Origin of the sequence: Rhizobium sp. BK376, assembly GCF_004341625.1 — a bacterium.
Classification (GTDB): domain Bacteria; phylum Pseudomonadota; class Alphaproteobacteria; order Rhizobiales; family Rhizobiaceae; genus Rhizobium.
This window is the reverse complement of record NZ_SLZG01000021.1, coordinates 1-12,358: the sequence shown is the minus strand read 5'-3', so window position 1 is coordinate 12,358 and position 12,358 is coordinate 1. Positions and strand designations below refer to the sequence as shown.

At 55.5% G+C, this 12,358-nt stretch carries 12 protein-coding genes and 1 pseudogene; 5 read left to right on the top strand and 8 right to left on the bottom strand.

Features of this window, described 5'->3' with window-relative positions; translation table 11 throughout:
- Window positions 1–127 precede the first annotated feature (127 nt).
- Window positions 128–604 (top strand): hypothetical protein, encoded by a 477-nt coding sequence (locus tag EV561_RS29415; protein ID WP_132527175.1) that lies wholly within the window; start codon window positions 128–130, stop codon window positions 602–604.
- Window positions 605–630: 26 nt separating this feature from the next.
- Here the strand turns inward: EV561_RS29415 and EV561_RS29410 are convergent, their stop codons facing one another.
- From EV561_RS29410 to EV561_RS29385, 7 genes are all read right to left on the bottom strand, one after another.
- Entirely contained in the window at window positions 631–1,422 is a 792-nt protein-coding gene (locus tag EV561_RS29410) for a YdcF family protein (RefSeq protein WP_132527173.1), read from the bottom strand.
- Window positions 1,423–1,485: 63 nt separating this feature from the next.
- Window positions 1,486–2,202, bottom strand: coding sequence for a YoaK family protein (locus EV561_RS29405; protein ID WP_132527171.1), 717 nt, complete (start codon window positions 2,200–2,202; stop codon window positions 1,486–1,488).
- A gap of 101 nt (window positions 2,203–2,303) precedes the next feature.
- Window positions 2,304–3,314: a sterol desaturase family protein gene (locus tag EV561_RS29400; protein ID WP_132527169.1), complete on the bottom strand. Its 1,011-nt coding sequence runs from the start codon at window positions 3,312–3,314 to the stop codon at window positions 2,304–2,306.
- 223 nt (window positions 3,315–3,537) lie between these two features.
- Window positions 3,538–4,545, bottom strand: coding sequence for an SGNH/GDSL hydrolase family protein (locus tag EV561_RS29395; protein WP_132527167.1), 1,008 nt, complete (start codon window positions 4,543–4,545; stop codon window positions 3,538–3,540).
- Complete coding sequence (locus EV561_RS29390; protein WP_132527165.1) at window positions 4,475–5,800, bottom strand: hypothetical protein; 1,326 nt, start codon at window positions 5,798–5,800, stop codon at window positions 4,475–4,477. The genes EV561_RS29395 and EV561_RS29390 overlap by 71 nt, the downstream gene beginning before the upstream one ends.
- 228 nt (window positions 5,801–6,028) lie before the next feature.
- Window positions 6,029–6,316: a hypothetical protein gene (locus EV561_RS37660; protein WP_207910613.1), complete on the bottom strand. Its 288-nt coding sequence runs from the start codon at window positions 6,314–6,316 to the stop codon at window positions 6,029–6,031.
- Between the two features lie 73 nt (window positions 6,317–6,389).
- A complete protein-coding gene (locus EV561_RS29385) occupies window positions 6,390–6,917 on the bottom strand; it encodes a Panacea domain-containing protein (RefSeq protein WP_132527163.1) in 528 nt (175 codons plus the stop codon).
- 353 nt (window positions 6,918–7,270) lie between these two features.
- Here EV561_RS29385 and EV561_RS29380 point away from each other — a divergent pair, with 353 nt between their 5' ends.
- From EV561_RS29380 to EV561_RS29365, 4 genes are all read left to right on the top strand, one after another.
- On the top strand, window positions 7,271–8,671 hold the full coding sequence (locus EV561_RS29380) for a tyrosine-type recombinase/integrase (protein ID WP_132527161.1): 1,401 nt from the start codon (window positions 7,271–7,273) through the stop codon (window positions 8,669–8,671).
- 228 nt (window positions 8,672–8,899) lie between these two features.
- Window positions 8,900–9,880 (top strand): nucleotidyltransferase domain-containing protein, encoded by a 981-nt coding sequence (locus EV561_RS29375; protein ID WP_132527159.1) that lies wholly within the window; start codon window positions 8,900–8,902, stop codon window positions 9,878–9,880.
- The gene (locus tag EV561_RS29370; protein ID WP_132527158.1) at window positions 9,880–10,632 is read left to right on the top strand and encodes a hypothetical protein; all 753 of its coding nucleotides are present in this window, start codon (window positions 9,880–9,882) and stop codon (window positions 10,630–10,632) included. Before EV561_RS29375 ends, EV561_RS29370 begins: the two co-directional genes overlap by 1 nt.
- A gap of 36 nt (window positions 10,633–10,668) precedes the next feature.
- Window positions 10,669–11,151, top strand: a complete 483-nt coding sequence (locus tag EV561_RS29365) for a hypothetical protein (protein WP_132527155.1) — start codon at window positions 10,669–10,671, stop codon at window positions 11,149–11,151.
- Between the two features lie 8 nt (window positions 11,152–11,159).
- Here EV561_RS29365 and EV561_RS29360 read toward each other — a convergent pair.
- Window positions 11,160–12,358: pseudogene (locus EV561_RS29360) on the bottom strand (hypothetical protein); the annotation flags it as partial.

Genomic DNA, 12,358 nt, shown 5'->3' with positions numbered 1-12,358 from the left:
CAGGTCGGCGAGGATATTTGCCGGAATGGATCACGTCGGCAAGGGCCGCGCAAGCAGGCAGGCACTATGATGAGCACCGATCGCTGACCGATTTGCGGAGCGGTCTGCCGATGGAAGAGGTGCCCCCGTGAGACTGCTCGCCGTTATCATCCTGAATGTACTCGCCCTTGTCATCATGCCCGTCGTGGCCGTGGCGCAGCAATCGCTCGTGCAAGACCCCGTCGCCTTTGAGAAGGAGCACTTCACGAAGCGCTGCGAAGGCCAGGCAAGCTTCGGCGATCACTTCTCCACCGACCAGGACATCAACAACGACAAGCTGATGGACGTGGTCATCAACGAGGGCGAGATCACCTGCAAGGGTGAAAAGGGCCCTGACTGCACCGACGAGGGATGCACCTACAATTTCTATATCCGCGTCGAGGACGGCGGCTACCTGCTCATCGCAACGGCACGGATCTACGGCTACGACTTCATCCAGCGCTTCGGCAACATGGTGCTGGTCATGAAGATGCACCCAAAATACTGCAATCGTACCGAGGGCGATCCCTGCCTGATGACCGTGCGCGTGCGGGGGACGCAATTCGTGACGATCTCGACGAAATAGCGCCCGCCCTATCTCGGGGTGAGCCCTCAGGGTCCGGGATAGAGCTCCGAGGTACGCCCGATGGCATAGTAGGCCACCATGCCGATCCACTCCCTTACGGCCGTGGAGAGAAGCTGGACGTTCAGCGAGGGCTGGGTGAAATCGAGGCGAAGATATTCCTTGCCGGTCGTGTTGTAGTCGACAACCCATGGCACGACCTCGATGCCAAGCTTGCGGAAGATGCCGATGGAGCGCGGCATATGAAAGCCCGAGGTGATCAGCAGGCAGTTCGACATGCCGTTGCGATCGAGCAGCTGCTTGGTGTTGATCGCGTTTTCGAAAGTCGTGCGCGAATCCTTCTCTTCTACCAGGCGATCCCTGGGAATGCCGAAGGCTGAGAACATCCGCTCCGAGACAACTGCATCGCCGAGATATTCCTGGGTGATGGAGCCATCGCCTCCCGACACCAGAATACGAGCCTGTGGGTATTTTTCCGCCAGGCGCATCGCCTCGACAAAACGGTCTCCCGCGCCGTTCAGACTATAACCGCCGCGATAGGTGTCGACGTCGCTGTCGAAGCCGCCGCCCAGAACGATCATGCATTTCAGATCGGCCGGATCGCCTTGAGGGCCGGGAAAGCGATCCTCGAGGTTCTGCACCATCAAGGCGCCGGTGGACGTGAAAAGCGCGACGAACAGGATCGCGATCGACACGAAGACGGAAACGAGGCTCACCCCTCTCCAGCGGAGCAGGCCGGCGACAAAACCAAGGACACAGAAGAAAAAGGCTAGGGAAAGAGGTTGGCCGAAAATCCAGACAAGCTTCGAGAGTATAAACACCGATATAATCCTCCGGTCGCGTCACATCCCTCCTAGCAGATTTTTGTGCGATGCGAAGGACGGCTAATCCTGTTGCCGCGAGGCGGCCCGCGCCAAAGCGAGGTTCTGGTTGAACCGGCGGCGCAGCGGCCTTGGGATAAATATCGTTGCAAGGGCGGCGCATAGGCACAGCAGGGAGACGACCCAGAGCGCCCGGGTGCCCACGGCGCCGACGAGCAGCGCGCCGAGGCTTGCGCCCAATATCATGCCAAGCCAGGGCACGATCTGGATCCGCCAGGCAAAATCCCGGTCCCCCATCAGGAAACGCCCGATGCCTCGGCCGAAGCGCGACAGCGCCCCGGTCACATAGGTAAGCCCGATCGGCAGGCCCTCTATATGTTCGACGGCCGCGTTGATCATGCCCATGGCGAGCGCCACGAGATAGAATTGCAGGAAGAGCAAGCCGGGCACCGGCAGCATCGACGCGATGCCGATCAGGATGCCGACGCTGCACAGGACCGCAAAGGCGCGGCGCTCCGTCTTGTGGGCGACGATGATGCCGAGCGCATTGCCTGCCACGAAAAGAAAGATCGCCGTTAGCAACGTAGCGGCGTGACCGAAATCGGCCTCGCCGATCGCGATTGCCGCGCGTGTGGTATTGCCCGTCATGAAGGACACGAAATTGCCGGTCAGCATCAGGCCCACGGCATCGGTCATGCCGGCGATGAACGAAATCGAGGCGACTAGCAGCAGCCCCGTGACGGTCCGTCGGGTCCTGACGATTTTGCGGCGACGTTTCATTGGCTTCAATCGCGAGCGTTTTGGGATAAACCGATGCTAGCCGCCCGGGGACGCCGACGGCTAGAGCGAAAATGCGGCAAGGGCGTCATGCCGCCTCCGGATCAATCCTGCTGGACACGCACCGAAGACGCCACCAGCCTAGGCAACACATCCGCTTCAGGCAGCTTCATGGCTGTGTGGCCTGCCGGCTGATCCAACTGCTTCGGCTTGCGTCCGATGATCTGCTTGTATCCCTTTTTCGAAAAAGGCTGCACGACCTGTGCCAGGAACCCCTTTGCCACGCGACCGGTAATGCCGATATCGATCGAGGAAGGACGGGGCGGATTATAATAGGTTCCCAGAAGCTGATCCCAGAGAACGAGGTTCTCGCCATAATTGGTGTTGCCCTCGGACAGCAGGCGGGAATGATGCCAGCGATGCAGCCGGGGCGTGCTGAAGATCCAGTCCAGCGGTCCTGTCCGCACCTCGATATTGCAATGGGTGAGCAGGCCGATAAAGGCGGTCACCGCGCCGATCCAGAGGAAAACAGGCAAGGGCGCACCGAGCAGATAGAGCGGGATCTGGCTGAAGGCGATCTTGATCAGCGAATCCATGAAGTGAAAACGGCCGGTATTGATCACCCAGAGACGCTCGACGCTGTGATGCAGGGCATGGAAGCGCCAGAGCGACAGGTTCTCGTGGGCAAGCCTGTGGGCCGCGTAAAGGCCGAGTTCGGCAATGATCAGCCCCAGCACGACCTGGAGGGCAAGCGGCCAATGATCCGGCCAGACGTGGGATGGCGAGACGAGGGCCGGCTGCGCAATGATCGCGACAACCATCGGAAACGATGTGCCGATCGCCGCGGCGATCTGGACACCGCCCTTGCTCACGAGCGAATGGGCAATATCGTTGAAGGTTTCGCCGTCTCTCTTCAGCCAGGTCTTCTCATAGGGCATCAGGCGTTCGAAGAGTGCGATGGTGGCAACGACGCAGACATAGACCACGTTGAACCAGAAGAGCCGAGAGGGAGACTGGAATGCGAAATAGGCACCCACGAGACCGCCGCAAAAAATTCCAGGCCAGATCAGCCATGATAGAAAAGCGTAAAAACGCGAACCGCTAGAGTTCGTCATACGTCACCTTATGGGAATGAGGGATGCTTGGGAGAGGCACCCGTACAAGACTTTTAAAGTTGAATAGCGCGGTGGAGATTGCCGACAGGATGATTTCGCGTCAATAGCCGCGATCCCCTGGATGGCCAATATGATTCATGGCGCGCGGGCGTCGCGCCAGCCCATGCGACGCAATGCAGACATGGCCGGCGCGCTTGCGTCAGCCTCGTGGGGCGCCTCAGCCTTACTGCTGGTTTTGCGCGCTCAATGGATTCTTGGGTTGTTCGGGCTTATCGAGCTTGGAGAGTTCCTCGACGATGCGGGCGGCGACGACTTGGTTTCCGAGTACCGTCAGATGCGTGCCATCGTTGAAATAGGCGTGCATATCGGGCTTGGCCTCCCATTCGGGGGCAAGGTTTATGATCGGTAGAGACAGGCTTTGCACGATCTGGAGAAAGCGGGCGCGGTAGGGTTCATAGCGGGTAAACCGCTGCGCCTCGGGAAGCAGCTCTCCCTCGCCGGGCACAAGCATCACGACCGGCTGCGTGCCCTGCTCCCGCACGAGGGCAACGAGCCCCCTGAAATGATCCATGTCGACGTTGAACTGCTTCTCCCGAGCTTCGGTCGAGACCGGTTCGTTGTCGAAGGGATCCGGAAAGCCCAGCGCGTCCTTCACACGCGGAATGAGGAACCGTGTGAACACTTCTCCGATCGCGCTCACGGGCGGCTTCGAGGGTTGAGCGGGGTTGACGTCGATGGTCGCCCCGGTGCTGGACGGCTGCAGCAGGTCGCTTGATCCGATCTCGAGCACGATGAACTTGCTGCCGAAGGTTCCGAACCGGGCGATATAGGCGCGCTCGTTGCCGATGCCCCAGGAAACGGCCGAAGCATTGGCAACTTCGATGCTTTTTCCGGATTTGCGAAGCGTCGCGCCAACGATTTCCGGGTAGGTCTGGGACTGATCGACATTGGCGATGCCGAAGGTGACGGAATCACCCAGAAACATGACTCGCTCCGTTCCGGGAGCCGGCTTTTCCGCAAGCTCCTCTGAGCGCTGATGGAAACGGTTGATATAGATGCGGCGCCCGAAGCGATCGATATTCTGTTCCGGTACCATCATGTAGCCGATCTCGGGATCGGCCTGAAAAAGCGGCGGGGTTGCCACGCCGAGAATGCGGAGACTAACCTCCAGCGAGACCGTGATCACGATCAATGCCAGGACGATCCAAAATGTCTTGCGTTTCATCATCATAAGGAACTCGGCTGTTGGCGGGGTCGGGTGGAGAAGGCACCCGGGCGAAATAAAGCGCGGGGAACATGAACGCTGCGAGGTGGATCCAAGCGATGACGATCTCGTTGGTGAAATGGGTGATGGTCAGCATCGAAGGGACCACCGACATCATGTAGACGAGCTGCATTGCCGTGTTGCCCCGCATGGCGGCAGCGTAGATCCAGCCCATGATCCAGGCGATGATCAGGAACTTGACGCAGCCAAAATACCAGAAGGATGCAAAGGCATCCGTCATCCCTGTCGATGTCGATCCGACCGAGGTCTCATATCCGAGCTGGAATACAGACGGGACGGGAATGGCAAGAGATTTCTTGAACGGGGTGCCCACGAGCTGGGCCGGAACAAAGGCAAAGACGATCGAGTTCCAGTGCTCGATCCCATAGTCGAAACCCTTGTGCTCATCGATATTGTTGATAGCCGTGACCGCGTTCGTCATTTCCGCGCCGCCTTGGGCTATCAGCTGATTCCAGTTTTCCTTGAGGTCGATATCGAGAACAGCCGACCAGTTGGTCGTTCCGTTGTTGAATGTCGCGTCCCGGTATTGCCCGGCCCCGATCATCGCGATGACGGCGAACATGAGGCTGGCGACAACGGCATATCGCGGAACGGCCCAACGCCGCTGGAACCAGTAAGCAAGCCCGATGATCAGGCAGAATTCAGCCGCATCTCCCCGTCGTCCGGCGATCACGATGCGTTCCAAATAAAACATCGTGTCGAACAGTATGATCGAAAGCGCCAGATACGATGGCCTTCGCGCATAACAGAGGACCGCAATGGCAAATCCGTAGGCCAGCAACTTGGCAAAGAAAAGATAGGAGACGGCAGCACCCGTCAGGATCCCCCTCAGGCGCTCCTCGTCAGGCAGATGATCGAACTGGTAGAAGAAATAGGCGCCGGAGAGCGACAAGACCGCAGCGCCAGCAAGCAAGCGGCTTTCGCTGAACCTGAGGTCGCGTATGCTCTGGCCACGCATCCCCCAGCCCCAGCCGATGACGCACATCGCCAGACAGAGAATTGAGAAGAACAGCGTTTTTACGACCGCGTCCTCACCAATAAACCGGCTGTTGATGATGCCTGGCATTTGCGGGGTGACAAAAACGACAAATATCGCCGCCGCCAGGAAGGAAAAATGGAAGTAACGCCCGCGCACAAGCAGATTGTACACGACAAGGACGATACTGAACGCTGTCGTCAGGGCGAAAAAAAACCACGCCAACTCGAAGTCCCCAATGTTCGGGGAACAGTGTTCATCGTGGGGGGCAGGAATTCAATTACGCTAATAGGCGTAGGACGGGTGCCCGGGCGTGTGAGGAGACGGCGGCGCGAGCGGGCGAGGATGCACACACAGCGTGGCTGCGATTCTAGGCCAAGGGGGGCCGATTCAAGGTCTTGGGATTTATCGGAGACGGCTTCACGTGTTTGAGACGGGCCGCGTCAAGCTCCACTATCCAAGGAGGGAATTGAGATTTGCTTTAATGATTTCAGCATGGCGCGGTGGAAGCAAGTCTAGCCCATCGTCAATACGAGCAATGATTTCTTTACACATCGCCACGGAGATACACGGAAATTCCTTGGCAGAATCCAGCTCCCAGTCAGGATGTTTGACTAATCTGGATAGGTCGATGTGACTGTCATGCTTTATCAACTCGTGGCAGCCGGCGGAAATCTCGAGCTGATCAAGACCATGGGGAGCAGCGTTTGTATTGATCCAAATAAAATAGCCTTCCGCCACGCATACGCATAGCGCAAACTTTTCTTTTGGTGGCTTCGTAAGGACAGTGTCAACGATATAGATGTGACCAAGCTTACAGGACGCCATAGGATGCGAACATCTCCGCTTCCTCGACAATACTTCGATCAACACCGTCCAGCATTTCTGATGCCTTCATGTCGCCGTTCAATGGCGCGTTCTTCCAAGCTTTATGCTCGTGGGTCTCATCAGAGATGTCACCAAAAGATCGATTTCGGCAGTGATCAAAAGCCCATTCAAGACACTTGATATCGGTTTTGCTGAAGTATGAGAGATCCGGATCGCGATGCTTACGGTAGGCTGGATGATACGAATTTGAAACGGGAGAAAGAGCGCTAGCAACTACATCGCGCTCGGGCTCCGGTAACTGCTGTTTCAGCGCGTAGTACGCGTAAGATGGAACAGGACCGTTTTCCATTGCAATGTACTGATCCCCTGTCACTGGCCTGCCATACCGGCGGAGATGTTCGCGATCAGCGAAATATAGGGTTTTGAGAGCATGAAAACGGCCCACTTCACCATATCGGGACACGATATAGAGAAGTGCTTCGATAATTTTCTCTTTGTCCGCCTGAAATCTCATGGCCTGTATATATAGCCTAGAATCGCTGAATGAAAGGTTAACAAAATCTTTCTGGCCGTAATGCTACGAGCGTTTCGTTATTCTGTTTTACCGGCCAGGTGTGATCCTTGGTCGGAAAAAGTATGAAAATCGCTCAACGGGACACCTTTGGTGGGGTGTACCTTCCCATTTGTACTCAGCGCATGACCAATCCACGACAGAATTAAGCCCGAAAATCTTTAAGAAATTTTGGTGGAGCTAAGCGGGATACAACCTCGCCACAAAAAGTCCCAAGGAATTTCAATTTCTTATTGATTTTCAATGCCTGATGGGACTAGCTTTGGGTACTTTCCTGGGTACTCAGAGGTCGTTTCGTGCCGCTTCCATCATCGTCGGATAGAAAATATTTGGAGATCCACGGTAGCCAGTGGCGCGTTGTAATCAACGTCCCAAAACGGCTGCACTCGAAGCTCGGCACGAAACTCAAGAGGCCTCTCGGAACGGATAGCTTGCGAAATGCGAATCGCCTGAAGTGGGACGTCATCGCCGAGCTTAAGGCCAACATCGCCCAAGCTGAAAACCCGTCACTCTCGATGGAAACCGCCCGAAAGCAGGCGCGAGAGAAGGCCATGCTTGAAGCCGCCCTACTAGCCGACCGTAGAAAGGCAGCATTTGATGTCGAAGAACGGGATCAAGTAGACGAGGAGATTAGCATAATTGCTGAAAAGCTTGCCGGTCGCCCCAAGGACTTCGATGAATTTGGCAATGAGACCTATGATCCTCATCGTTTGACCACCGCAACGGAGTTCGTTCACTTAGCGCGTGGAGACAGGACGCCTATCGATCAACATCACCAGCGATTCCTCGATACCTCGCACGTAAAGCCCCGTACCCAAGCCGACGACAAGCGGGCCATGAGGCTTCTCAAGGAGTGGTGCAAGAATAAGGGCATTGCGCCCTACCTGCAGGCAATAACGAAGAAGGAAGCAGTCCGCTTCTGTGATGAGCTGCCGACAATGACCGATCATCTAACGCCTGTTACCCTGAACAAGTATGTAAGTCGCCTCTCGGTTTACTGGACGTGGCTGGAAAATCGTCATGAGGTGGAGACAAATGTCTGGAAAGGGCGCCGGCTAAAGGAGCCCCAACAGACCACAGACCAAAAAGAACGCCCCTTTTCGGATGATGAGATGAAGGCGCTCCTTCTTGGTGGCGCTGAGCCCCACATGCACGACTTAATGCGAATTGCGGCGCTGACGGGTGCCCGCCTTGATGCCATCGTGTGCCTCAAGGTCAAAGACTGCCGAGATGATGGCGTCTTCGTCTTCAAGCCACAGAAGAAAGAGCCGGGGCCGCGATTATGCCCGATCCATTCCGAACTGAACGAAATCATTGAACGCCGAAAGAAGGACAAGAAACCGGAGGATGACATCTTCCCCGAGTGGCCCGGCGTCAGGAAATCAGATTCGTTGCGGGAGCGGTCTTTCAAGACTTCCAACGAGTTTACCGACTACCGGCGCCTTTGCAAGGTGGACGAAAAGCGAGAAGGGAAGCGGAGAGGTCTCGTGAACTTCCACAGCTTCCGACGCTGGTTCATCACCAAGGCAGAGCAGGCTGGACAGCCCGAAAGTACTATCGCCGTGGTAGTTGGACACAAGCGGCAAGGCATGACCTTTGGCGTCTATTCGGGCGGCCCTCTTCTTGAGCAGGCGAGGCTATGTATTGAGGCCGTAGTGCTGCCTAAACTGGATGACACAGTTGCCGTAGGCTTGTGACAACGTCATATAGGGAGAAGGCAAATCAAACCTGCTTTTCCCGACAGCAATTTTCAGGCTCGGGAGAGCCGTTTGTGTTCCTCAACAAAAGACAAAATTCTGCCTTAGGGGTAGAATTCGCTGGAAGAGTATCAAGAACCGATAGGGCGAGAAATGCAGACAAGCGCGCTTAACACTCTACGAGGCACAGATCCTAGTCGCTGGACCAATATAGCAAGAGCGGATGCGTTGAGCGTCTCGAAGGCAATGGAGCTTTCGAAGCTCGTTGAGGGTCTTCTGCCTACCGACGAAGGAGCCTTTATTGTGTTTGGTTCGTTGGCTCGTCGCGAGTACACCGCAGACAGCGACTTGGATTGGACGGTTCTTATCGATGGCCGCGCCGCTTCCGGTCATTTAGGTATCGTACATGAGCTCAAACAAAAGCTTAAAGATGCCCAATTTAAAGTTCCGGGGCCAACGGAAGTATTTGGCGGACTGGTTTTTAGCCACGAGCTGGTGCACGCGATTGGTGGTGACGACGATACTAACAAGAACATGACAAGGCGGCTCCTGTTGCTTCTGGAGTCTACTGCTATTGAGACTTCATCGAGCAAAGAGGTGCAAAGCCGCATTCTAAACGCGATATTAGGCAGGTACGTAGATGAGGATGCCAGTTTCATAGCTGGCAATCGCCGCAATGACCGAATACCTCGCTTTCTGTTGAATGACGTCGTTCGCTTCTGGCGGACGATTGCGGTTGACTATGCGAATAAATACCGAGCGCGAGCGGGTGAGAAGTGGGCGCTTCGAAATATAAAGCTGCGGATGTCTCGAAAGCTCATTTTCGTTTCTGGGCTATTCATGTGCATATCATGGGCTTTGCGAGACAACGAGGATACCCAAGATGATTTTGTGGTTCAAAAGCTGGTAACTCACCTGAAAGAGTGGGCACAACGACCACCGCTTGAGTCTATAGCCAAGATTATACTGACTTATGCTCCGTCACTCGCGCCAGCTGTATTTGACAATTATGATGCTTTCCTAGGAATACTCGACGACAAAACCCAGCGTATGCACCTGGAGGGACTATCCCCTGAAGACGCGTACGAAGACGACGTTTTTATGCACGCTCGTGGTATCGCAACAAAATTCGATGAAGCCCTAACGGCACTCCTCTTTGAATCCGACGAGCAAATTACCAAACTCGTGAAAAAATATGGAGTTTTCTAATGGCAATCATCGGTTTTTCGACTGGCGCCATAGCTAAAGATGACTTCGCAAGGGCTATGCAACTGCTTGCGCCGACGGCAGCCAACGCGATTGAATTGTCAGCGCTTCGGGCAGTTGAACTGCCTGTTCTCTTGAAGGCACTGCCGTCAATGTTGCCCGCGCTTAGGCAGCGATACAAGTACATAAGCTTTCACGCGCCGACCAACTTCTCCGATGAGCGAGCCCTTGTCAAAGAACTCAAATTCATCGCTGAAATGGGCATAAATATCATCGTGCATCCCGACACTATCCAAGATATCGTCTTGTGGATTGAGCTTGGAGCACGTCTCTGCTTAGAGAACATGGATTCGCGAAAAGGCGTTGGACGAACTGCTGCAGAACTACGCGACTTTTTCAGACATCTACCTGAAGCAAAGTTGTGTTTTGACATCGCGCACGCACGTCAAGTAGATTCTTCAATGACAGAGGGTCTCTCGATAATCGAAGAATTCAAGGATCGTCTGGCACAGATCCACCTTAGTGAAGTTAACAGTCAGGGCAGACACTTTGCTATGTCATTTGCCGCCAAGCGAGCCTACGAGCCCTTCGCGCCACTTTTATCGAAGGTGCCGGTAATCTTGGAGTCGGTTGTTGCTGAGACCGAGATTGTCAGCGAAATTGCCGAGACCGAACGGCTGCTCTCTCTTAAGACCGCACGTGGTACTGATACCTTTTCAAGAACCCCTCCGTGGGGCATTACCGCCGCTGAATGACCCCCAACCGTATTTGCGCGAGAAACGGGGTGGCAAATGGGCGAAATCGAAGGGCGTAATTCTCAGGTCGCCGTGAGGGTGGCCTCAATGGCAACCGGCGCCCAAGGCGAGGCACTGCGAGGATGGCTCATCGCCTTATTGGAGTTGCGCGAAAGGGATATGCCGAAGCTCCTTAAGGCCAAGGAAGCTATTGCCATCACCGCAAAGAGCAAGGTCATTTGGCCCCTCGTCTCGATAATAGGCAAAGAGATGAAGAGGCTTGGGTGGGACGAAAGAACCTCGTCGCAGCGTTGGGGGCTTGGCGGCGCGGCGGCGGGTATAGCCTTGTTTGGCGGCCAAGGTGCTGGGATAGCCGCTCTGGGGACAGCCGTGGGGGTGCCTCTTTGGATCGTGCTGGGGGCAGGCTCCATGTTTGCCCGCACGGTCTTAGGAGAGCTGGCCAAGAAACGGGAGGCTGCCTCCGGGGGAGTTACCTACACGGTGCTGGATGCCGAGCCCGAAGATGGCTCAAAGATATAGCCCTGCCTCTATACCACCAGACCGAGGGCGAGTTTGCGGTGCAATACTCTATGGCAGCTAGCGCATAAGCATTTCAAATCTTCCATCTTGGTTTTGTGCCCTGGCTGCATGTTCGCCACATGCGTTCGATGATGGTGAACCTCGATACATGCCGTGCCTGCTTCCTCCCCGTACCGCTCTATCGGGTCAAGCTTACAGTTCTCGCAAAAGAGCCGCTTGTTATTCTTGATGAAATCCGCCCGCTTTTCTTTCGCTAGGCCCGGATGACGTTCGCGCTTCAAGTGGGATACAATCTTCGGATTGCCTTCAATCCAACTCAGCTCCTCTTCAGTCGGTACAAAATCGGCCAAGGTTGATGCCATGTCCGTCTGGCTGGGCTTCGGGCGCGCAATACCTTTATTTTTGGGCGCGATCCAGAGTCCGGCGTCTTCAAGGAGTTCGAAGCAAATCTGGCCCCACCCCGCGCTGAAATGCATTGGCAGAATCTCCATTCCAAGCGCTTCCTCAAGAGCCAAACCGAACACCTTCTTGGGCGCAAGTGGAACGCCAACAGCCGTCCACGCATCGTAGTCTCGAGATTGCTCGAAGTTCGGAGCGTCGTCGCCATCAAGCAGTCTTTGGACAGCACTATGGATATGCGTCCTCGTGACCTTTCTGAGTTCACTGGCAGGCAGGCGGAGCGCCGCAGGCTTACCCCCGATAACCTCACGCAACCTAGCAGCTGTTGGGCTGTTGGTTTCAATTAAAAGCCGCCGCCAAGCGCCGTGACTGGAGCTGCCCTTATTCATCGCCCGCACGAGTTGATCGAACCGAGCGGTCACCGGCGACAGTGGATCAAACTGAAGCTCCCTTGCTGCTAGATCGACGTCTTGCACCGGGCGGCTATCAAGGTAAACGCGGTAGGCTATCTGAGAGTTATCTAAGCGGGACATCAGTAATTCCAGCGCCGTTCGATAGTCGCGATTGCGGTCTCTGCCGCTGCGGCTATGCAAGATGAGACTGTGCTGGCGCATCTCAACCTTAGCATTGAGCTGCGTGCCGTCATTAGTAATGAGAATCAAGGAATCTGACATAAGGCGGAATTGATCAGCTAACGCATAGGCTGTCCAGATGTAAGCGCGCAAATCCCTGCACCTGTTCATTGACGGCGCATCGAGGGATTCTGTGTCCACAACGGAGACTGTGGACATAATGACATTGGATGGCA